17 protein-coding genes are annotated in these 22,646 nt (G+C 56.5%); 7 read left to right on the top strand and 10 right to left on the bottom strand.

Annotation, left to right across the window (positions count from 1 at the left end; all coding sequences use genetic code 11):
- Positions 1 to 138 precede the first annotated feature (138 nt).
- The 3 genes from aegA (at position 139) to L379_RS07340 (ending at position 3,926) form a co-directional block, all read left to right on the top strand.
- Positions 139 to 2,115 (top strand): formate-dependent uric acid utilization protein AegA, encoded by a 1,977-nt coding sequence (gene aegA / locus L379_RS07330; protein ID WP_071992886.1) that lies wholly within the window; start codon positions 139 to 141, stop codon positions 2,113 to 2,115.
- Positions 2,116 to 2,182: 67 nt separating this feature from the next.
- Positions 2,183 to 2,776, top strand: a complete 594-nt coding sequence (nudK, locus tag L379_RS07335; protein WP_015572208.1) for a GDP-mannose pyrophosphatase NudK — start codon at positions 2,183 to 2,185, stop codon at positions 2,774 to 2,776.
- 106 nt (positions 2,777 to 2,882) lie between these two features.
- Positions 2,883 to 3,926: a DUF1176 domain-containing protein gene (locus L379_RS07340; RefSeq protein ID WP_032654398.1), complete on the top strand. Its 1,044-nt coding sequence runs from the start codon at positions 2,883 to 2,885 to the stop codon at positions 3,924 to 3,926.
- Positions 3,927 to 4,015: 89 nt separating this feature from the next.
- Here the strand turns inward: L379_RS07340 and ygjK are convergent, their stop codons facing one another.
- The 6 genes from ygjK to ebgR all read right to left on the bottom strand — a co-directional run bounded on the left by ygjK (position 4,016) and on the right by ebgR (position 13,629).
- Positions 4,016 to 6,367 (bottom strand): alpha-glucosidase, encoded by a 2,352-nt coding sequence (gene ygjK, locus L379_RS07345; RefSeq protein WP_032654396.1) that lies wholly within the window; start codon positions 6,365 to 6,367, stop codon positions 4,016 to 4,018.
- Positions 6,368 to 6,382: 15 nt separating this feature from the next.
- The gene (ygjJ, locus tag L379_RS07350; RefSeq protein WP_017692955.1) at positions 6,383 to 7,441 is read right to left on the bottom strand and encodes a protein YgjJ; all 1,059 of its coding nucleotides are present in this window, start codon (positions 7,439 to 7,441) and stop codon (positions 6,383 to 6,385) included.
- A 38-nt stretch (positions 7,442 to 7,479) separates the two neighbouring features.
- A complete protein-coding gene (locus L379_RS07355; protein ID WP_032654393.1) occupies positions 7,480 to 8,916 on the bottom strand; it encodes an amino acid permease in 1,437 nt (478 codons plus the stop codon).
- Between the two features lie 53 nt (positions 8,917 to 8,969).
- Positions 8,970 to 9,419 (bottom strand): beta-galactosidase subunit beta, encoded by a 450-nt coding sequence (locus tag L379_RS07360; RefSeq protein WP_015572213.1) that lies wholly within the window; start codon positions 9,417 to 9,419, stop codon positions 8,970 to 8,972.
- Positions 9,416 to 12,499: a beta-galactosidase subunit alpha gene (gene ebgA / locus L379_RS07365; RefSeq protein WP_017383486.1), complete on the bottom strand. Its 3,084-nt coding sequence runs from the start codon at positions 12,497 to 12,499 to the stop codon at positions 9,416 to 9,418. Before ebgA ends, L379_RS07360 begins: the two co-directional genes overlap by 4 nt.
- Positions 12,500 to 12,645: 146 nt before the next feature.
- The gene (gene ebgR, locus L379_RS07370) at positions 12,646 to 13,629 is read right to left on the bottom strand and encodes a transcriptional regulator EbgR (RefSeq protein WP_015572215.1); all 984 of its coding nucleotides are present in this window, start codon (positions 13,627 to 13,629) and stop codon (positions 12,646 to 12,648) included.
- A 138-nt stretch (positions 13,630 to 13,767) separates the two neighbouring features.
- Between ebgR and L379_RS07375 the strand changes: the two genes are divergently transcribed.
- Positions 13,768 to 14,100, top strand: coding sequence for a tRNA-binding protein (locus L379_RS07375; protein ID WP_017692958.1), 333 nt, complete (start codon positions 13,768 to 13,770; stop codon positions 14,098 to 14,100).
- 87 nt (positions 14,101 to 14,187) lie between these two features.
- Here L379_RS07375 and tkt read toward each other — a convergent pair whose 3' ends face one another.
- Both tkt and tal read right to left on the bottom strand, forming a co-directional pair.
- Positions 14,188 to 16,176, bottom strand: coding sequence for a transketolase (gene tkt / locus L379_RS07380; RefSeq protein ID WP_032654391.1), 1,989 nt, complete (start codon positions 16,174 to 16,176; stop codon positions 14,188 to 14,190).
- Between the two features lie 19 nt (positions 16,177 to 16,195).
- Complete coding sequence (tal, locus tag L379_RS07385) at positions 16,196 to 17,146, bottom strand: transaldolase (RefSeq protein WP_015572217.1); 951 nt, start codon at positions 17,144 to 17,146, stop codon at positions 16,196 to 16,198.
- Positions 17,147 to 17,432: 286 nt separating this feature from the next.
- On the opposite strand from tal, the gene maeB reads away from it, so the two are divergent.
- The gene (maeB, locus tag L379_RS07390; protein WP_023295115.1) at positions 17,433 to 19,712 is read left to right on the top strand and encodes an NADP-dependent oxaloacetate-decarboxylating malate dehydrogenase; all 2,280 of its coding nucleotides are present in this window, start codon (positions 17,433 to 17,435) and stop codon (positions 19,710 to 19,712) included.
- Between the two features lie 79 nt (positions 19,713 to 19,791).
- Here maeB and hemF read toward each other — a convergent pair whose 3' ends face one another.
- A complete protein-coding gene (gene hemF, locus L379_RS07395; protein WP_032654389.1) occupies positions 19,792 to 20,691 on the bottom strand; it encodes an oxygen-dependent coproporphyrinogen oxidase in 900 nt (299 codons plus the stop codon).
- Positions 20,691 to 21,566, bottom strand: coding sequence for an N-acetylmuramoyl-L-alanine amidase AmiA (gene amiA, locus L379_RS07400; RefSeq protein ID WP_015572219.1), 876 nt, complete (start codon positions 21,564 to 21,566; stop codon positions 20,691 to 20,693). The genes hemF and amiA overlap by 1 nt, the downstream gene beginning before the upstream one ends.
- Before the next feature lie 212 nt (positions 21,567 to 21,778).
- Between amiA and L379_RS07405 the strand changes: the two genes are divergently transcribed.
- Together L379_RS07405 and L379_RS07410 are read left to right on the top strand one after the other, a co-directional pair.
- Positions 21,779 to 22,204: a GNAT family acetyltransferase gene (locus tag L379_RS07405; protein ID WP_003861292.1), complete on the top strand. Its 426-nt coding sequence runs from the start codon at positions 21,779 to 21,781 to the stop codon at positions 22,202 to 22,204.
- On the top strand, positions 22,191 to 22,640 hold the full coding sequence (locus L379_RS07410) for a DUF2919 domain-containing protein (protein WP_003861294.1): 450 nt from the start codon (positions 22,191 to 22,193) through the stop codon (positions 22,638 to 22,640). The genes L379_RS07405 and L379_RS07410 overlap by 14 nt, the downstream gene beginning before the upstream one ends.
- Positions 22,641 to 22,646: the final 6 nt, after the last annotated feature.

The following is a 22,646-nucleotide window of genomic DNA, read 5'->3' as shown; positions in this document are numbered from 1 at the left end:
AATTAAATTGATCTGCCACAGGTTCACTGGAAATAGTTCGGCTTCCTGGGCATTTGAACATTGCGTCGCCATGCCGCTGTGGGTAAATACGATAACAATAGAAAGAACAAGGTTATTGAACCAAAAACAGGTGTTGTTATGAATCGTTTTATTATGGCCAACGCTCAACAGTGTATCGGTTGTCGCGCCTGCGAAGTTGCCTGTGTGATGGCGCACAACGGGGAGCAGCACGCGCTGAGCGAGCGCCATTTTCATCCCCGCATTACGGTCCTTACCTCAGGCTTGCGAAAAAGCCCCGTGACCTGCCACCACTGTGAAAACGCGCCCTGCGCGCAAAGCTGCCCGAACGGAGCCATCACGCAACACAGCGACAGCGTACAGGTCAATCAACAAAAATGCATTGGCTGTAAAGCCTGCGTGGTGGCCTGTCCGTTTGGCACGATGGACATGCTGATCGCCCCGCTGGAAAACGACAGCGTAAAGGCCTCGGCGCACAAATGCGACCTCTGCCTGGAAAGGCCGCAAGGCCCGGCCTGCGTGGAAAACTGCCCGGCGGAGGTGCTTACGCTCGCCACCCCAGCCGTACTGGATAAGCTGGTTAAGCAGCGCCGACAGCGCAGCGCAAGGCTGGACGCGCTGCCGTGGCACAGCGAGGCGGTTCAGTCAGCCCCTCCGCAAACCAAACGGCAACAGATGCAAAACACCCCGGCGCGCGGTGAGCCGGATAAGCTCAGCCCCGAAGCACGCGCATACCATTTTAACGAGATCTACCTGCCGTTTCGCCCGGAACAGGCGCAGCGTGAGGCATCCCGGTGCCTGAAATGTGGCGAGCATAGCATTTGCGAGTGGACCTGCCCGCTGCATAACCACATTCCCCAGTGGATTGAGCGGATCGGGGCGGGGGATATCGTCGGTGCGGCTGAGCTTTCTCACCAGACTAACTGTTTACCGGAAATTACCGGCCGCGTCTGCCCACAGGATCGATTATGTGAAGGCGCCTGCACCCTGCGGGATGCGTCAGGGGCAGTAACCATCGGTAATATCGAACGGTATATCTCGGATCGGGCGCTGGCGATGGGCTGGACGCCGGACGTCAGCCACGTTAAGCCGGTCGGTAAGCGCGTCGCCATCATCGGCGCCGGTCCGGCAGGGCTGGCCTGCGCCGACGTGCTGGTGCGCAGCGGCGTCGGCGTGACGGTCTACGACCGCCATCCGGAAATCGGCGGATTGCTGACCTTTGGTATTCCGGCCTTCAAGCTGGATAAATCCCTGTTAGCGCGGCGCAGAGAGATATTCAGCGCGATGGGCATCCGCTTCGAGCTGAACTGCGAGGTGGGAAAAGACGTGTCGATGGCCCAACTGCAAAACGACTACGATGCCCTGTTCATCGGCGTAGGGACCTATCGTTCCATGAAAGCGGGTATCCCTCACGAAGACGCGCCGGGCGTGTACGACGCGCTGCCGTTTTTAGTGGCAAACACGCGGAACGTGATGGGCCTTGATCCTGCCGCAGACGAACCGTTTATCGACACACAGGGTTTAAACGTGGTGGTGCTCGGCGGGGGCGATACGGCGATGGACTGCGTGCGCACCGCGCTGCGGCATGGCGCGGCGAAAGTAACCTGCGCCTATCGGCGGGACGAGGCCAACATGCCGGGCTCAAAGAAAGAGGTTAAAAACGCGAAAGAAGAGGGCGCAGCGTTTGAATTTAATGTCCAGCCGGTTGAGCTCACGCTGGATACCGACGGGAAGGTTAACGGTATCCGGATGCTGCGCACCAGGCTGGGCGAGCCGGATGCGCAGGGGCGGCGGCGTCCTGTCCCGGTGGCGGGCAGTGAGTTTGTCATGCCAGCGGATGCGGTGATCATGGCGTTTGGTTTTAATCCGCACGCCATGCCGTGGCTTCAGGCGCAGGGCGTCGACACCGACGACTGGGGGCGCATCAGGGCCTCCGTGGAGAGCCGTTATCGCTACCAGACCTCGAATCCGCAGATTTTTGCTGGCGGTGATGCGGTACGCGGTGCGGATCTGGTGGTCACCGCGATGGCGGAAGGGCGTCATGCCGGGCAGGGGATCATGGACTGGCTTGGCGTGCCGCCGCGCAACATGCATTAATGCAGACGGGCGACAAAGCGGGCTTCACGGCGTAGTATAAACAGACTCATTTTGCCGTGGAGCCCGTATGTCCCTGAACATTACCGTTATTAAAGACAAAATCCTTTCTGAAAATTACTTTGTCCTGCGTAACATCACTTACGATCTCACCCGTAAGAACGGGGACGTCATTCGCCATAAACGCGAAGTCTACGACCGGGGCAATGGTGCAACCATCGTGCTGTATAACCGTGAAAAGCAAAGCGTGGTGCTGATCCGCCAGTTTCGCATCGCGACATGGGTCAATGGCAACGCGGACGGACGTCTGATTGAAACCTGTGCAGGTCTGCTTGATGACGATGAGCCGGAAGTGTGTATCCGCAAAGAAGCCATTGAGGAGACGGGTTTTGAAGTGGGTGCGGTGCAGAAAGTCTTTGAGCTGTTTATGTCCCCTGGCGGGGTTACCGAGCTGGTTCACTTCTTCATTGCGGAATATACCGATGCTCAGCGCACGCACCGGGGCGGCGGCGTGGACGATGAAGACATTGAAGTGCTGGAAATGCCTTTCGCTCAGGCTGTCGACATGGTGAAACGCGGCGAGATCCGCGACGGTAAAGCGGTGATCCTGTTGCAGTATCTGCAAACCAGCGGGCTGATGAATGCGGCGGCGGAAGCGCGATAAGTTGTATTTCAGATAAATCTATCCGATAAATCCGATTGAGCCAGCCCGCCCTGGGCACGAAGATACGCCCCAGATTGACCTATTCGTTTCCGGGGCTGTGCCGTTCATGCGCTACTGCGTTTATCTTCTCTTCTTCATTTGCGTGCTTCCCGCGCCTTTGGTGTGGGCTGCGCCTGCGCAGCAGTCTTTTTCAGACTGGCAGGTGACCTGCAATAACCAGAACTTCTGCGTAGCGCGCAATACCGGCGAGCATCGCGGTCTGGTCATGACGCTGAGCCGCAGTGCGGGGGCAAAAACGGACGCCTGCCTGCGCATCGATCTCGGCGGGCTTTCGGCGCCACCGGTGAAAGAGCCTGACATCGCCCCGCGCCTGCTACTCGACAATGTGCCGCTTAAACTCACGTCGCAACACTGGCAGTTAGCCCCCTGGCATCTTAAAACAAACGATACGTCCACCATCACCACGTTTCTGAAAACCATTCAGGAAGGGCAGGCGCTGACCCTGCGCGGGGGGAAGCAGACAATTTCTCTGGCCGGTCTGAAAGCGGCGCTGCTGTTTATCGATGCCCAGCAAAAACGCGTCGGAAGTGAAACGGCGTGGATTAAAAAAGGGGATAGTCCACCGCTGAGCGTGCCGCCTGCGCCGGCATTAAAAAAGGTGGCGGTGGTGAACCCCACGCCAACGCCGCTGACGCATAACGAACTCAACGATCTGCTGGATTACGGTACCTGGCGCATGAACCATAGCCAGTGCTCTCTCGATCCGAACCGGCGTGAAGTGCGCGTGACCGCGCTGACCGATGACAAAGCGCTGATGATCATCAGCTGTGAGGCGGGGGCGTACAACACCGTCGACCTGGCGTGGCTGGTGTCGCGTAAAAAACCATTTTCGGCCAGGAGCGTGAGATTGCGCCTGCCGTTTACCCCTTCCAGCCAGAGTAGCGACATGGAGCTGATGAATGCCAGCTTCGACGAAAAAACGCGCGAGCTGACCACGCTGGCGCTGGGACGCGGGATTGGCGACTGTGGGATCCAGACCCGCTGGCGTTTTAACGGCCAGCGCTTCCGCCTGGTACGCTACGCGGAAGAGCCAAGCTGTGATAACTGGAATGGGCCAGATGCCTGGCCCACGCTGTGGATCACAAGGTAGGGTTTTGCCGGGTGGCGCTGTCGCTTACCCGGCCTACTTTTTAGAACCGTAGACCCGGTAAGGCGTAGCCGCCACCGGGCACGAGGGCATCACCGATCGCTCTTACGGAAAAAGTCGTTATACAGCATATACAAATGCGCCGCGCTCCAGGAGAAGTTAGGTGCGCCCTGCTGTGCTCCGGTCAGGGGGTTATAGTTCTCCTGAATCGGGCCGTCCGAGGTTAACCCTTTAGCATGCTTAAAGAAGGTTTCGGCGAGGGTTTGCGCCTGCTCACGATAGCCGTAACGTTCCATGCCTTTTAGTCCAAACCAGAACTGATCGACCCAGACCCGGCCGCGCCAGTATATGTCTGCGCCGAACGCCGGGTTTGTCAGCGCGGCGGTGCCGAGCGGTACCCAGGTATTGAACTCCTTCGGATCCAGCATCACCTTGACCACGGCATCCGCATGTTCCTGCGTCGCGGCACCGTTAAACAGCGGAGACCAGCCTTCCGGCCCTTTACCACGCTCGACGATAGGTTTGCCCGCACAGCCGTTCGCCAGCGGCTTATCCTCGATACGAAGGTCATAGTAAAACCCGCTTTTCGCATCGAACATGCAGGTGTTGATATAGGTTGCGAGCTTATCTGCCAGCTGGCGATAGTGGCTGGCCTCCTGCTCTTTACCCAGCAGGCTCGCCATCTGCGCCAGATAGTGATTGTCGCTGTACATATAGCTTGCCTGGTCAACGGACTCCTGTAATAAGGAATACCCTAACAGATCGCCTTTTTTACTCCTGTTTTCGGCAAATTTAACCGTCCAGTCGCTGCGTTTCCCGCCGTTTTCAACGTAATTATCCAGCTGCGCTTTATCGATAAATCCGAATACGGCGGCATCATCGCGCCCGGACTCCCACGAGGCGGCCACCTGCGCGGGGATCTCCAGGCTGTCGTACTGGCCGTTATCAATTATCCGTGCGTAGTTATTCAGGCCGGAAAGCGACTCTTCTTTATCACCTTTTTTCACCGTGAACAGCATCTCGCCGGTAGCGGTGTTATGGGCCTTATCACGCGTCGCACCGTACTCCGGCACGCCGTTGCCGTTATGATCGCGGTTACGCAGCCACCAGTCGTGATAGGCAACCAGTTTTGGATACATCTCGGCAAGCCAGGCTTTATCCTGCGTGGTGTTATACACCTCCATCACCGACCATGCCGCCAGGCTCGGCTTGGTGTTACGCTCGTTCCAGTTACCGCCGTCGCCGCCTCGTTCCGGGCTCAGGTTCCAGGCGATTAAATCCGGCACAAATCCGGTATCCTGCGGGCGCACCGGATCGTCGGGTTTGATCTGCCAGGAGAAGACCGCGCGGATGTTCTCTTTGGCGATCTCCGGGTTGAAATGCGCCATGGCAAATGCCTGTTTCCAGGTGTCCCACGGCCAGGTCTGGTTGCCGGAGAACCAGCGTCCGGTTACGGAGGGCGTCACCGTGTTAAAACGCACCGCGCCGCCTGGCGAACGCCAGTTACCGTTCAACGTCTCGATGGCTTTCACCGCCACGCGCGTTTGTTCTGGAATCGCGTGCGGGTTGGTTAACCCTTGTTGTAAATACCTCTCCCAGCGCGCTTGCGAGGCGGCCATAAAGTAGGCCGGACGCGCCAGAATGTCGCGGATCTGCGGCTGTTCACGCGCGACGTCATCGGCGTTCAGCAGATGGGAGTAGGTAGTGTACAGCGTGGTGCTGCCGGAAATCTGTGCCCGGCTGGTAAAGCGATGTCCGTCAACGGTGGTCTCGGCAGGAAGAGAGCGGTGTAACTGATATTCGGAACTGCCGGAGGTGAGCAGATCCCAGGTGGAGCGTAACTTGCCGAAGGTCACCTTCAGGCCGTCGCGCGTGGCTACAATTTTACGCTGATAATCAGGATATGCGCTGTCGATGGTTTTATCCGAACGCGGCTTGCCCTCTTTGGCCTCCAGTTTTTCCAGCAGCTCGCCGTCCCACACCAGCTCCAGCGGCGTTTTGCTGGTAATACGGGTTTCAAGCAGCGAAGTACGCGCAGAAGCAAAGCGCAGCGTCATCACGATCTGAACATCCCTGGCGCTCAGTTTCTGCACCAACGCGCCAGGGAGGCTGTAGGCTTCAAGGGTGAAATCCACTTTTTTACCGTTCTGGTAAACGGACAGGCGATCAAAATTCGTCGCCATAAAGTTGATGTACTCTTCGGTGAGCAGCGCTACGCCGGGAAATCCGCCCTGGGTCTGCGGCCCGTCCGGCAGCAAATGCCCATGCCAGGCACCCATATCAAAAAAGGGATTAAACCGCTGGTGGTCGTCGTAGTCGAAATCCTGCATGAAGAGCGGCGCGCCGGTACGGTTGATGACGTTTTTGAAGTCAGTTGCGGTGGCGGCGTGAGCCGAAAAACTGAGCGCCAGCGCGCAGGCCAGCGGCGTGAGGACGTATTTCATGGTGGTAGATCCTTTTTACCAGTAGAAGTATTGCATCAGGAAGACCTGATCGCTCGGGTCGCCGGAGGCATTTTTCATATAGAAGCGGCTGTCGGCAGCGGTGGCAAAACGCCCGCCGCCGTACTCGTACCAGATCCCGAACTGCATAAACGAGGTAGTTTTTTCAGCCGCATCGTCCGGACGATGTTTCGCGTAGCTGTAAGCAGTGGAGAGATAAACGCCTTTCAGGGCTTCCACCATGGCGCTGACCATAAATCCGCTCTCCGTGCCGGAGACGTTCTGTCCATCTGCCCGTCCGGTATGATGCCACGCGCGTGCCGCCAGGTTGGGTGTCAAAACGCCTGTTAAAAAGAGCTGGCCTGTACCGTCGGTAATTTCAAGACCGTTCATCCAGGTGACATCTTTCATGATGTCGTACTGAATATAGCCATTCGCCATTGCCGGATAGGTATATTTGTCGTCATAACGATCGTATTTGCCGAAGTGCAGCCAGGCCTTGCTTTCGTCATGGTGACCCGCTGGCGTGGCGGTGACGCTATAGCGCAGGTTGCCGGAGAGGTTTTGCACCTTTAGTGCGTACAAGATGTCGCGGGTGTTGGGGATCACATAACCCAGATCCGGCGTAAAATCGCCCCACCATTGCAGGTCATCGAGAGACGAGTCCTGGCGCAGGCTGAGCATGATCTCGGTGCTGTTATCGGTTTTGTAACCGCCGTAGAAGCGGTTAATCCCACCTTCAAACCCGCCCCAGCTGTGATCGGGCACCCAGGCGTTGCCCTGATGATCCGCCTGTACGGTCCAGCCTTCGCCGTAAATCAGGCCGAACCAGTTCCCCTGTTTTATCTCCAGACCGCCCTCAATATAAGTGCCGTCGCTGTATTTATGTTTATCCTGACCTTCTAAATCCATATACCCACCGACGCCCATCTCGCCATAAAAACGAAATGATGGGGAGGTTATTGCCGGTGTTTTGGTATCGTCATGTTCAGCGGGCCGGGCATCTTCTGCGGCAATAGCAGGGCAGCAGAAAGAGAGGGCAGCGAGTGCCCAAAATGTTTTTTGTTTAATTTTCATAAACTCATCCCAATGAGATAAAATCCATGCCTTTTATTTCAGTTAATATTCGAGGCAGGTGATGCTTCAATTTTTTGTTGTTCTTTTGATAATCCGTTTACGTATTTGCTGTATTTCCACCAGGCAAATCCGAGGAATAAAACAATGCCACCGACGTTATAGAAAATAATCGTCAGAATATTGGCACCGGTAGGGAAAGTGGATGCCACAAAACCAATGGCGAAAATAACAATCAGCATCGACACTATGGTTATACCCGTGGTTCGTGAACCCATCCTGAAATCGCGCGGCAGGTGATCGAGCTTACGACGCAGGTTGAGGTAGGCCAGCATAATAAACAGCGGCGGTAACATGGAGGCCGCAGCGGTCATATTGATGACGGTGTTCATCAGCTCCTGCGCGGTACTGGAGCCCATGGTCGGGATAATCATCAGTGGGATCACAATCAAATACTGGATCCAGGCCGCGCGCGCCGGTACGCCGTTTTCGTTCAGCGCCACGGTTTTCGGACCAAAAATGCCGGTCGGGATCTCCGAGAAAAAGATTTTGACCGGCGTCGCCGTCCACATCAGCAGGGAACCGAACATGGCGGTAAAGGAAACCAGACCGACGAAACGGTTCATCAACACTTCCGGCAGGCCAAACCACACCGCCAGACCGTGGAACACCTGCACCGAACCCCCGGTAAACTTCAACGCTTTGCTGCTGATAAAGACGTTGATCAGTACCGAGGAGATGGAGTACAGCACGCCGATAAAGATCCCCGCCAGGATGATCACTTTAACGAAAGATTTCGAACCGCCTTTCACATCGTTTACGTACACCGCGACGGATTCCGCGCCCCCGGCAGCCATAAATATCCAGGTGGTAATGCCGAGGAATGCCCAGTTAAAATGCGGGATCATCGCGTCGACGGTAATCGGATCAGCGGGCTGCACCCCACCCATTAGCGCCGCGCCCGCCAGCAGAATGTAAGAGAGCGTCAGCAGCAGCATCAGCGTGGAGGTTACAGACGTAATTGGCCCCAGCATCTTCGCCCCGTTGGTGGAGACCCACGTTGAGAAGGCGAACAGCACCATACTTAGCACCGTTGTGGCAAATGGTGTGAGAATGTACTCATAGCCAAGAAAGGCATAAGAGGCATAGGCAATGACGCGCGGTAATAACGAGGTGAAGAAGAATAAATTCACGAACCAGTATGTATAAGCGGTAATAAATGCCCAGCGCCCGCCGAGTGAACTTTTTACCCAGGCATAAACTCCAGCTTCTGAGTTTTTATTCAACGAGACAAACTCAGCGATAATTAAGCAGAACGGGATAAAATAGAACAGGGTTGCTAAAAAGAACATCGGCGCGGAGGCAAGCCCGAGTTCGATATTATTATTGATCACGTTGTTAAAACTAAACACGGCGGCAAAGGTCAGCGACAGCAGGCCGAATTTGCCGATGATATTGCGTTTGGTGGTTTCAGACATAACGTTTCTCCGGGTAAGAGGCTAGCGGTGCTTCATTGGCACCGCTCGTTTTTTTATTTGTTATGGAAATAACCGTCTTCGATGGTCACATTGAGAATGACTTTTTTGACCGGCTCCTCGCTGATAAAGCGATACGCCTCATGGTTCTCACAAATTACGATCTGCCCCTCGCGCACCTGTTCGGTGGTACCCACGCCTTTCAGGTATTCTCGATCGGTCTCATCGCGGTAGCACTCCACTGTCTGAAGCGCATCTTTGGCGGCATATTCAATTTTCTGCGCGCCCTGAAGGTAGTAATGCACCTCGAAATAGCGGCGATGCCCGACAAACAGCGCGTCGGTGCTGGCATCATTGGTCACACGGTAGGCCAGCGAATCGCCAATCGAATGGGCTACGCCGGGCGAGATATTATCGATATTGTTAATGGCTTCTGAGCAGCGCTGCCATTTGCGACCCGTGCGGTAATGCTGTTGAAACTGTTCCAGGCTCTCAAGAACGATCATTTGTCTGCCTCGCTGTGCAAATCCATGGAGAAGAAACCGGTGCCGAATTGCTGGCGTGCCAGCGCCATCGAGGCGATGCGGCCGCCATTGAGCGGGAGCAATGTGAAGCCGTAGCGGAACGGACTGAACCAGACGCGCCAGCTCTCCAGTACCTCACTTCCCCAGGAATTGGAGCCTAAGCCCAGCACCTGGTGGTCAAGATTAAGCGTGATGTCATCGCAGCGGCGCAGTTCGTTGCAGTGCTGTGCGGCGTGAATATTCTCAGCCGTGTAGTGCCAGGCGCTGAAGTGGAGAGGCTGTTGCGGTACGACCAGCACGCCGCTGCCATGACGATCCGCGAGGGAGGCCCAGCGCACCTGCTGACGGTTGCCGTTGTTTTGAGGGAACGGATAATTTTCAAACATCTTATCAACCGTGGTGTGCCACAGGTCGATGGTGCTGGCCTGCTGGCTGTCCGGATAGTTTTCACCCGGCCCTCGCCCGTAGTAGCTCACCTGATCGAAACCGCCGTTGATGCCAAGCGTAAAGCCGATGCACGGAATAATGTGCGGGTACTCGCCGTAGCGCTCACCGCATAGCTCAACGTTGATCTGCCCGTCGGCGGCGATGCGCCAGCGATAGGTACAGCGCATGCCAAAATCAAACACTGGCGGAGCAATCAGGGTACGGGTGGTGACGATGACCGCATCGTTATGCTGCTCAACCTCGAAACCGCGCAGATGCTCCTGCATGATCTGGAAATGATACGGCTGCCACAGCCCTTCATACTCCTGCTTATGGTTATCAATCATGGGCTTGAAGAAGTTAATCTTCGGCTCACGGGTAAGGTATTCCTCACCGTTCACCTGCCAGGCGCTGAGTTTTCCCGATACTTTAGAGAAGCTCGCGCGGAAGTTATGCCCGGTCACGGTGCAGCTCAGGCGATCTTCCTCCAGACGCAGCGGAGTGGCACTGGTGTTGATAAACGGTGTCGGGCGTGCCGTGCGGCCTTTTAACGGGAACTGATACACCGCGATCTCGTGCCCGACCTCGCTGTAGCGCGTGGGACTGTTTTTGATAATACGTACAGTCAGAAATGCTTCGCGCTCGTCCAGTTCCGGCACGTGCAGGCTGACGCTGCGGGAGCTGTTGGGGGCCAACCCGGTGATGTTCAGTGGCTCGCTGTGCAGCGTTTCACCTTCCGCACGCACCTCCGTGAGCAGGGTGTAATCATCCAGGCTGGTGAACCATAAGCGGTTATCAACGTGCAGCTCACCGTTTTGCCAGCGCAGTTTGACCGGGGCGATCACCTGCTTGTACTCACGCAAACCTGGCCCGGGCGTTTGATCGGAGTAGATCAGCCCGTCGAGGCAGAAGTTGTAATTATTGGGGTAATCACCGAAGTCGCCGCCATAGGCGTACCAGATGTTGCCGCTGGCGTCTGTTTTCTGAATACCGTGGTCGCACCACTCCCAGACATAATGCCCCTGAATGCAGTCGTGGCGATCGAACACGTTCTGATACTCGGTCAACCCGCCGGGACCGTTGCCCATCGCATGGGCGTATTCGCAGATAATGCGCGGTTTGGCGTGCGGGTATTCGCCAAACAGATTCATCAGCGGTACGCGGGTATACATGGTGGAGATAATGTCCACCACCTCGGCGTCGCGATCTTCTTCGTAGTGAAGCAGGCGAGTATCATCCAGCGCTTTTGCCGCACGGGCCATCGCGCGGATGTTACAGCCGTAGCCGGACTCATTTCCGAGCGACCAGATGATGATCGACGGATGATTTTTCTGCGCGTGAATATGGCGTTCGATACGCTCAACGTAGACCGGCTCCCACACCGGATCGTCCGTAATGCGGCTCAGGTCGCCGACGTTGGCGAAGCCGTGAGATTCCACATCCGTTTCAGCCATCACAAACAGGCCGTACAGGTCGCAAAGCTCGTAAAAGCGCGGGTCGTTCGGGTAGTGGGCGGTACGTACCGAGTTGATATTGTGCTGCTTCATCAGGATCAGGTCGCGCTCCACGCGATCCATCCCCACCGCGCGGCCCCTCAGATGATCGTTGTCATGACGATTGACGCCGTGCAGCTTCAGATAACGGTTGTTAACGTAGAACAGGCCGTCTTTCACCTTGATATCCCGAAACCCGATGCGCTGCGGGATGATTTCCAGCGTCTGGCCATGGTTATCTTTTAAAGTCATGACCAGATGATAAAGATCCGGCGATTCAGCGGACCACTGGCGGGGTTGCCTCACCTCAATGCTGAAGGCGGTTTCCGCACGCTCGCTGACGGTCAGGTTGTCGGTTGTTCCCTTGTGCAGCACTGTCTCGCCGTCGTACAGGGTATAATCCAGTTGAACACAGCCAGGGCGTGCAGCAAGGTTTTCCAGCTCAAGCTGACAGAAGAGGGTGGCGTCCCGGTATGCCTCGTCAAAGGTGGTTTTAACCGTGAAATCGCGGACATGTGTGAGTGATTTTCCCAGCAGGTAGACGTCGCGGAATATCCCCGCCGTCCACCACATGTCCTGATCCTCAATGTAGGTGGAATCTGCCCACTGCATAACCCGCACGCACAACAGGTTTTGCCCGCTGTGTACCGCATCGCTGATATCAAACTCGGCAGACAGTCGGCTGCCTTTGCTAAAGCCTATATAGCGGCCATTCACGTAGACTTCGAAATAGGTTTCGACGCCGTCAAACTTGATAAGGGTCTGTTTCTCTTGCCAGCTTTCAGAAAGCGTAAACCAGCGCTGGTATGCCCCGGTCGGGTTGTCTGACGGCACCCATGGTACGTCCACCGGGAAAGGAAAGCCTTCGTCGGTGTACTGCAACTGACCGTGACCTTCCATCTGCCACATGCCCGGCACGGTAATATCGCCCCAGTCGGCCATGTATTCTGAGGTAAAGTTTTCCGGGACAAGCAGCGGGTTCGTGAAGAAGCGAAAGTTCCACTTTCCGCTTAGCGACAGAAAGTGGCTGCTGGCTTCACGCGCAAACGTGCGCGCCCGGGAAACGGTGTCATAAGAGAAGAAGTACGCACGCGGCGGGAGCCGGTTTTCATGCGTGAGTTGAATATTTTCCCAGCGATTCATGTGATCTCCCTGTAGGGGTAAAACATCATTGCTGGAGATTTTAGTAAATATTTTACTAAATAAAATCAGTAAAACCGATTTGCTTTAACTCGATCACGAAATTAAAAAAGCCGGGCGTGCCCGGCGGGAGAGTTAACAGGTGGAAATCAGCGGGTGGTGCCGCGCAGCTTCAGTACGCTCGGGACAAAGACCTGAAGCGGTAGTGCGCGGCCATCGCGGGCCTTTTCCAGCAGTAGATTAACGCCCTGGCTGCCCATCATTTCAGAGTGAATGCGCACGGTGGAAAGAGGCGGGAAGGTAAAGCGGGCGGTTGGAATGTCGTTCACGCTGATCAGTGAAATATCTTCCGGGATCGCCAGCCCTTTTTCGTGAATGGCGCGTAACACCCCGATGGCGATGGAATCGGAGGCCACGAACAAGGCGGAAGGCCAGCACTGTTGTGCCAGCATGATTTTTGCCAGTTCATAACCGGACGAGCTGGAAAAACCGCCGCGCCAGATGTCCTGTTCCGATACCACCCCTTTCAGGAGCCCGTACTCCACGAAGGCGGCTTCCCGAATATCAGCCTTGCCTGGCTCATCTTCGCCGCCGATAAAGCCAATCCGCTTAACTCCCTGAGCAATAAAGAAATCCACGATCTGCTTGCTGATGCGCGAAAGGTCAATATCGACAGAATCGTACTCGCTGCCTGGCTCGTGAAAGTCGATAAAACAGACGTTGTCGGTCAACGACATTGCCGCACGTCGAAGCGCAGGGGAGGGTTTGCCTACAATCAACACCCCGGTGAGCTTTTTCAGCTCCGGCAGGGTGGCATTAGCGTAGCAGTTACTCAGTTCGACCCCCAGTTTTTCGCACTGCGTCTCAATGCCGTGGCGAATGGCAAGATAGTAAGGGTCGTTGATCTCCAGTTCCTGCTGGTAGCTGTAGAGCGCCAGAATATGTTGCTGACCGGCAGCGACAGACTGCATTTTACGGGAGGTCGTGCTTTTGTATTCCAGCTTCTCGGCAATCTCCAGAATGCGGTGTTTCGTCTCTTCTTTCACATTCAGCGTCGGGTCATCGTTTAAAACCCGGGATACCGTTGCCAGCGAGACGCCAGCTTCCGTCGCGATGTCTTTCAGCGTTGCCATGTTTGTCCTTATTCCCCACGAGATAGCTTATTGTAAAGGATGCGTTCGGACATGCATTAATTTTTAGTAAATAACATCCCTGTTGCCCTCGCCAGTTATCGTGCTAGTATTTAGTAAAATTTTACCAAGGAGGCAAAAGTGGAAACGGTAGCGTACGATGATTTTGCAAAGCTCGAGCTCCGCGTGGGGAAGATTGTTGACGTTAAACGTCACGCCAATGCGGACAAGCTCTATATTGCGCAGATAGAGGTGGGAGACAGAACGTTGCAAACCGTCACCAGCCTGGTGCCGTATTACCGGGAAGAGGAGCTGATGGGCAAAACGGTGGTGGTGTTGTGTAACCTGGCAAAGGCTAAAATGCGCGGTGAAACATCTGAATGCATGTTGCTCTGCGCGGAAACCGATGACGCCCGAGAAAGTGTGTTATTAACGCCGGAGCGGGTGATGGCGGCAGGGGTAAGAGTGGTGTGAAAAAGCCGGGTGGCGGCTACGCCTTACCCGGCCTACAAAGCCTCGAACCGCAGGCCGGGTAAACGACAGCGTCACCCGGCAAAAGCACTACAGCACGCTTAGCGCCTTCTCCACCACGTTCTCAACGGTAAAGCCGAAATATGGGAACAGCTTGTCGGCCGGGGCGGATTCACCGTAACCATGCATCCCGACAATTGCCCCTTTCAGGCCCACGTATTTGTACCAGTAGTCGGCAATGCCAGCTTCAACCGCCACGCGCGCCGCGACGTTTGAAGGCAGCACCGATTCGCGGTACGCCTCATCCTGAGCATCAAAGATATCCGTTGAAGGGAGTGAAACCACGCGCACCGCGTGACCCTCGGCGGTCAGTTTCTCCGCCGCTTTTACCGTGATTTCCACCTCGGAACCGGTGGCGATCAGGATCACGTCTGGCTTGCCGCCGCTGTCTTTCAGGATGTACCCGCCGCGGGCGATATTTTTCACCTGCTCCGGCGTGCGCTCGATCTGCGCCAGGTTCTGGCGCGACAGGATCAGCGCCGTGGGTCCGTTATGACGCTCTACGGCCAGCTTCCAGCCCACTGCCGCTTCCACCTGATCGCAAGGACGCCAGGTGCTGAAGTTTGGCGTTAAGCGCAGGCTCGCCAGCTGCTCTACCGCCTGGTGCGTCGGCCCATCTTCACCCAGCCCGATAGAGTCGTGGGTGTACACCATGATTTGCCGCGCCTTCATCAGGGCCGCCATACGCGCCGCGTTACGGGCATATTCGACAAACATCAGGAAGGTGGCGGTGTACGGCACGAAGCCGCCATGGTGGGCGATGCCGTTGGCAATGGCGGTCATCCCAAACTCGCGCACGCCGTAGTGGATGTAGTTCCCGGCAATGTCCTCCTTCAGGGATTTAGAGCCGGACCAGAGGGTAAGGTTACTTGGCGCCAGATCCGCCGAGCCGCCCAGCAGTTCGGGCAGGATTGGGCCAATCGCGTTCAGGGTGTTTTGTGATGCCTTACGGGTGGCAATTTTCGCCGGGTTGGATTGCAGGTTCTCAATCAGCGCATGAGTTTTCTCTTCCCAGTCTTCCGGCAGGCCGCCGCTCATGCGGCGGGTAAACTCAGCCGCCAGCTCCGGATACGCTTTTTTGTAGGCGGCAAACTTTTCGTTCCAGGCCTGCTGCGCTTTTTCACCTGTTTCGCGAGCATCCCAGGCCTTGTAGATCTCTTTTGGGATCTCAAAGGCCGGGTGTTTCCAGCCCAGTTTCTGGCGGGTCAGCGCCACTTCCTCTTCACCCAGCGCCGCGCCGTGCGCCTCCTCTTTGCCCGCTTTGTTCGGCGAGCCGAAGCCGATGGTGGTGCGGCAGATGATCAGGGACGGTTTGTCCTTCACGCTCTGCGCTTCCTGAATCGCTTTTTTCACCGCCTCTGGATCGTGACCGTCGATCTCGTGCACCACGTGCCAGTGATAGGCTTCAAAGCGTTTCGCCGTATCGTCGGTAAACCAGCCCTCGGTTTCCCCGTCAATGGAGATACCGTTGTGATCGTAGAAGCCAATCAGCTTGCCCAGCCCCAGGGTGCCCGCCAGAGAACAGACCTCGTGAGAGATCCCCTCCATCAGACAGCCGTCGCCCATAAAGACATAGGTATAGTGATCGACAATCTCGTGGTCGGGCTGGTTGAACTGCGCGGCCAGCGTACGTTCGGCAATCGCCAGGCCAACCGCATTCGCCAGCCCCTGGCCCAGCGGGCCGGTAGTGGTTTCAACGCCCGGCGTATAGCCGATCTCCGGGTGGCCCGGCGTTTTGGAGTGCAGCTGGCGGAAGTTTTTTAATTCCTCAAGCGGCAGATCGTAGCCGGAAAGGTGCAGCAGGCTGTAGAGCAGCATCGAGGCGTGCCCGTTGGAAAGAATAAAACGGTCGCGGTCGTACCAGGTCGGATCGGTAGGGTTGTGCTTCAGGAAGTCGTTCCACAGCACTTCGGCGATATCAGCCATACCCATGGGGGCGCCAGGGTGGCCGGAATTGGCTTTTTGTACGGCATCCATGCTGAGGGCGCGAATGGCGTTGGCGAGCTCTTTACGGGACATAGTTCACTCCGTGGCAAGGTTAAAGTTTGGCGGCGAGAAGATCTTCGAGTTTGCGCTGGTCGACGGCGAACTGACGGATGCCGTCCGCCAGTTTTTCCACGGCCATTGGATCCTGATTGTGCTCCCAGCGGAATTCCGCTTCGGTCATGGGTTTTGGTTTTGGCAGAACGGTGGAGGTTGGCACCAGCTTGCGGATCACCGTCTCTTCACTCTCCTGAAGCTTTTTCAGCAGGTCAGGGGAGATGGTCAGCCGGTCGCAGCCCGCGAGCGCGAGGATCTGCTCGGTGCGGCGGAAGCTGGCCCCCATCACGATGGTCTCGTAGCGGTGCTGCTTGTAATAATCGTAGATATTACGCACCGATTTCACGCCGGGATCTTCGTCCACCACATACGGATCCATCGGCTGTTTCGCCTGATACCAGTCGTAGATACGTCCGACAAACGGTGAAATCAGGAACACGCCCGCTTCGGCGCAGGCACGCGCCTGGGCGAAGGAGAACAGCAGCGTCAGGTTACAGTTGATCCCCTCTTTCTCCAGCACTTCCGCCGCGCGGATGCCTTCCCAGGTGGAGGCAAGCTTGATCAGGATGCGTGATTTATCGATCCCCTGCTCCTGATAGAGTTCCACCAGGCGGCGAGCCTTGCTAATGCTCTTTTCCTGGTCGAATGAGAGGCGGGCATCCACTTCGGTGGAGACGCGTCCCGGTATGCTTTTAAGAATTTCCGCACCGATATTGACCGCCAGCTTGTCACTGGCCTCGGCGACCTGCTGCTCCTGCGTTTTCCCGCGCTGTTTGCCGTAGGCAAGGGCGTCATCAATCAGATGACTAAAGTGCGCAAGACCGGCCGCCTTGAGCAGCAGCGAGGGGTTGGTGGTCGCGTCTTCCGGCTGGTAGTGACGAATCGATTCGATGTCGCCGCTGTCTGCAACCACGGTGGTAAATTGTTTGATGCCGTCTAGCTGGTTCATAATTACTCCTTGGAAATAAAAGAGTTAGTCGAGTGCGTCAGGTCACACTTCTGAGAAAATCATGATGGACTTAACAAAAAAGCATAGCAGACGGGGGAGGCATTGCTGTCTGAGACGGGTAACATGGCTGTTATAAATTGATAACAATTTTTATTCTGCAATGGTGAGAGTTTGGCAGCCTTCAAAGTTTAGGAGCCTGCCTGCGGCGATACTATGCGGCACACCAGGGTGTGCATAGGAACGTCAACATCACCCTTTTTGACCGAAACGTGAAAGGAATAACAAGATGGATGATCAGTTAAAACAAAGCGCTCTCGATTTTCACGAGTTTCCTGTTCCGGGTAAAATCCAGGTATCCCCGACCAAACCGCTCGCGACCCAGCGCGATCTGGCGCTGGCCTACTCGCCAGGCGTAGCTGCCCCGTGCCTTGAAATCGAAAAAGATCCGCTGGCAGCGTACAAATACACCGCCCGTGGCAACCTGGTGGCCGTTATCTCTAACGGTACGGCGGTACTGGGGTTAGGGAACATTGGCGCGCTGGCCGGTAAGCCGGTGATGGAAGGGAAGGGCGTTCTGTTTAAGAAATTTGCCGGTATCGACGTCTTTGATATCGAAGTGGACGAACTGGACCCGGATAAATTCATCAACGTGGTGGCGGCGCTGGAGCCGACCTTCGGCGGCATCAACCTGGAAGACATCAAAGCGCCGGAATGTTTCTATATCGAGCAGAAGCTGCGCGAGCGTATGAACATTCCCGTGTTCCATGACGACCAGCACGGCACGGCGATTATCAGTACCGCCGCCATTCTGAACGGTCTGCGTGTGGTGGAGAAAAACCTCTCCGACGTGCGCATGGTGGTCTCCGGCGCTGGCGCCGCGGCCATCGCTTGTATGAACCTGCTGGTGGCGCTGGGCATGCAGAAACACAACATCGTGGTCTGCGACTCCAAAGGCGTGATTTACAAAGACCGCGAGCCAAACATGGCGGAAACCAAGGCGGCCTATGCGGTGGAAGACGACGGCAAGCGCACGCTAGAAGACGTCATTGAAGGTGCCGACATTTTCCTCGGCTGTTCAGGCCCGAAAGTACTGACCCAGGAGATGGTGCAGAAGATGGCGCGCGCGCCAATGATCCTGGCCCTTGCGAACCCGGAGCCGGAAATTCTGCCGCCGCTGGCGAAGGCAGTGCGTGAAGACGCGATCATCTGTACCGGACGTTCGGACTACCCGAACCAGGTGAACAACGTGCTCTGCTTCCCGTTCATCTTCCGCGGTGCGCTGGACGTCGGCGCTACGGCAATCAACGAAGAGATGAAGCTCGCCGCCGTTCATGCTATCGCAGAGCTGGCGCACGCCGAGCAGAGCGAAGTGGTGGCCTCCGCCTATGGCGATCAGGATCTGAGCTTCGGCCCGGACTACATCATCCCTAAACCGTTTGACCCGCGTCTGATCGTGAAGATCGCGCCAGCGGTGGCCAAAGCGGCGATGGACTCTGGCGTGGCGACGCGGCCGATTGAAGATTTCGATGCCTACGTCGATAAACTCACCGAGTTCGTCTACAAAACCAACCTGTTTATGAAGCCGATCTTCTCCCAGGCGCGCGCTGACGCGAAGCGCGTGGTGCTGGCGGAAGGGGAAGAGGCGCGCGTGCTGCATGCCACGCAGGAGCTGATCACCTTAGGGCTGGCGAAACCGATCCTGATTGGTCGTCCGAGCGTGATCGAGATGCGTATCCAGAAGCTGGGCCTGCAAATTAAGCCGGGCGTCGACTTTGAGATCGTCAATAACGAATCCGATCCACGCTTCAAAGAGTACTGGAACGAATACTATTCGATCATGAAGCGCCGGGGGATCACCCAGGAGCAGGCGCAGCGGGCGGTGATCAGCAACACCACGGTGATCGGCGCGATCATGGTTCACCGCGGTGAGGCGGATGCGCTGATCTGCGGGACCATCGGCGAGTACCATGAGCATTTCAGCGTGGTGCAGGAGATCTTCGGCTATCGCGAGGGTGTTCATACTGCCGGCGCAATGAACGCGCTGCTGCTGCCAAGCGGTAACACCTTTATCGCCGATACCTACGTCAACGACGATCCTTCCCCGGACGAACTGGCGGAAATCACCGTGATGGCGGCGGAAACCGTGCGCCGCTTTGGTATCGAGCCGAAAGTGGCGCTGCTGTCGCATTCTAACTTCGGGTCATCCAAATCCGCGGCGGCGTGCAAAATGCGCCAGACGCTGGACCTGGTGCGCGAGCGTGCGCCGGAACTGATGATCGACGGCGAGATGCACGGCGACGCCGCGCTGGTGGAGAGCATTCGTAATGAACGTATGCCGGACAGCCCGCTGAAAGGCTCCGCGAACGTGCTGATTATGCCGAACGTAGAAGCGGCGCGTATCAGCTATAACCTGCTGCGCGTGTCGAGTTCTGAAGGGGTGACCGTAGGGCCAGTGCTGATGGGGGTGTCAAAACCTGTACATGTATTAACGCCGATTGCCTCTGTGCGTCGTATCGTCAACATGGTAGCGCTGGCGGTGGTTGAGGCACAGACGCAGCCGCTGTAAGCGCTTTATGTCGGGTGGCGCGTTCGCTTACCCGACCTACGGGACTCGTAGGCCGGATAAGCCCAGCGTCATCCGGCAGTTACACCCAGTCCCGAACCCGAATAAACTCACGCAAGGCAGCCTCCGGGCTGCCTTCTTTGGGTTCAAAGCTGTATTCCCAGCGCACCAGCGGCGGCATCGACATCAGAATGGACTCCGTGCGCCCACCGGTTTGCAGGCCAAACAGCGTCCCGCGATCCCATACCAGGTTAAACTCCACGTAACGCCCGCGGCGGTACAGCTGGAACTCACGCTCGCGAACGCCGTAGTCGGTGTTTTTGCGGCGTTCGACAATCGGCAGATAGGCATCGGTAAAGCCTTCACCCACTGCACGCATAAATCTGAACGCGGTATCAAAATCCGGCGTGTTGAGATCGTCAAAGAACAGCCCGCCGATGCCGCGTTGCTCGTCGCGATGCTTCAGATAGAAATAGTCATCGCACCACTTTTTGTATTTCGGGTAAACGTCTTCGCCAAACGGCAGGCAGAGGTCGCGCGCGGTGGTGTGCCAGTGCACGGCGTCCTCTTCGAAGCCATAGTAAGGCGTTAAGTCGAAACCGCCGCCAAACCACCAGACCGGATCGGCCCCCGGTTTTTCCGCGATGAAAAAGCGCACGTTGGCGTGGCTGGTTGGCACAAACGGGTTATGCGGATGCACCACCAGCGAGACGCCCATCGCCTCGAAGCTGCGGCCCGCCAGTTCAGGCCGATGCGCCGTGGCGGACGCCGGCATTGCATCACCGTGGACGTGGGAGAAGTTAACCCCGGCCTGTTCAAAAATACCGCCGTTACGCAGCACGCGGCTGCGCCCGCCGCCGCCCGCTTCGCGCTGCCAGGCGTCTTCCTGGAATTCACCGCCGTCTGCGGCGGCCAGTTTCTGGCAAATCGCGTCCTGTAGCTGCATCAGGAACGTTTTGACCAGCTGTGCATTCGGTTTCATCAACGTTTCCTGGAGTGCGCTTTTTGATTATCGAACCAGTTGAAATAACTGATGACCCCGGAGGCGATGGCGTTCGCGATCTTCTGACGAAACGCCGTGGTGCCGAGTAAACGCTCCTCTTCCGGGTTGGTAATGAACGAGGTTTCAACCAGCACGGACGGAATGGACGGGGACTTCAGCACCACAAACGCGGCCTGCTCGGTGCTTTTACTGTGCAGACGGTGCACGGGCTTAATCCGTTTAAGGATATGCGAGCCGAGCGTCAGGCTGTTTTTGATGGTATCGGTCTGCACGAGATCAAACAGAACCTGCTGCAACAGATGGTCTTTGTCGGTGGCTTTTTTCCCGGCCACTTCATCCGCCCGGTTTTCGCGATCGGAGAGGTATTTCGCCATGGCGCTACTGGCGCCACGGTTGGAGAGGGCGAACACCGATGCGCCTGCGGCGGAAGGGTTTGTGAAGCCATCCGCGTGAATGGACATAAACAGGTCGGCGCCGTGCTTATGGGCAATTTCCACGCGATCGTACAGCGGGATAAACGTGTCGCCCGTGCGCGTCAGGCGGGCGTCAATGCCGTTGCTGCGTAAAATTGCGCGCACATTTTTTGCAATTGCCAGCACGACGTGTTTTTCTTTCGACCCGTTTCGGCCAATGGCGCCGGTGTCGATCCCGCCGTGGCCCGGATCGAGCATGACCAGACGCTTTGCGCCGGCTTTTTTGGTTTTCGGCTTGCTGTGTCCGTTACTGGTTTTAAGCGAGCTCTCTTCTTTTGCCTGAGCCTGCTTTGCGATGCCTGTTAACGTTAAGGCCGCCAGCCCCGCTTTGAGAACCTGACGACGCGATGTGAGTGCTTTTAATGGTTTGAATGTGCTCATGCGGCCTGAATTGTAAAAATTGGGGTCCTGGTGTTATATCGTATCGCGTTTTGCGTGACGACATTCCTTATTGAGAATTGTTTTACTTTTCATTTCAATACGTGACAAAGTGACATTATGCCAAATTTTGGCGAGTTTTTCCCCGGTTATTGGCTAAATGCCCTGTTCACGCCATAATCACTGTTTTTAAACCCGAAAAGGCGGTTAATACCATGGAGATACGCGTTTTTCGCCAGGAAGATTTCGAAGAGGTGATCACCCTTTGGGAGCGCTGCGATCTGCTGCGTCCGTGGAACGATCCGGAAATGGACATCGAACGGAAGGTGAATCACGACGTCAGTCTGTTTCTGGTCGCTGAGGTCAACGGCGAGGTGGTCGGGACGGTAATGGGCGGGTACGACGGCCACCGCGGGTCGGCCTACTATCTGGGCGTGCACCCGGAATATCGCGCGCGCGGCATCGCCAACGCGCTGCTTAACCGTCTGGAAAAGAAACTGATCGCCCGTGGCTGCCCGAAAATCCAGATTATGGTGCGGGAAGATAACGACGTGGTGCTGGGCATGTATGAACGTCTGGGCTACGAGCACGCGGATGTACTGACGCTGGGTAAGCGCCTGATCGAAGATGAAGAGTACTGAGTTCCACCCTGGCGACTATGATGTTCACGGTCGTCTGCGTCTGCCTTTTTTATTCTGGTGCGTTCTGCTGTTGCAGGCCCGCACCTGGGTGCTGTTCGTGATGGCTGGCGCGTCACGCGGGCAGGGCGATACGCTACTGAATCTCTTTTATCCCGATCACGATGCGTTCTGGCTGGGGTTACTGCCCGGTGTACCGGCGGTGCTGGCGTTCCTGTGCAGCGGTCGGCGGCAGTTCCTCCCGCGTTTCTGGCGCGCGCTTCGCTGGCTGTTGATTCTGGCGCAGGTTGTGCTCCTGGTCTGGCAGCCCGTGCTCTGGCTGTACGGCGAGCCGCTTTCCGGTATCGGGATTGCGCTGGTGGTGGCGGATATTGTCGCGCTGCTGTGGCTGGTCACGAACCCCCGTTTACGCGCCTGTTTTACGCAAGAGTCAGATTAAAACGGC

Origin of the sequence: Enterobacter sp. MGH 33 (assembly GCF_000534535.1) — a bacterium.
Classification (GTDB): domain Bacteria; phylum Pseudomonadota; class Gammaproteobacteria; order Enterobacterales; family Enterobacteriaceae; genus Enterobacter; species Enterobacter hormaechei_C.
The sequence above is the reverse complement of the archived record's forward strand: the minus strand, read 5'-3'. Positions and strand labels throughout refer to the sequence as shown.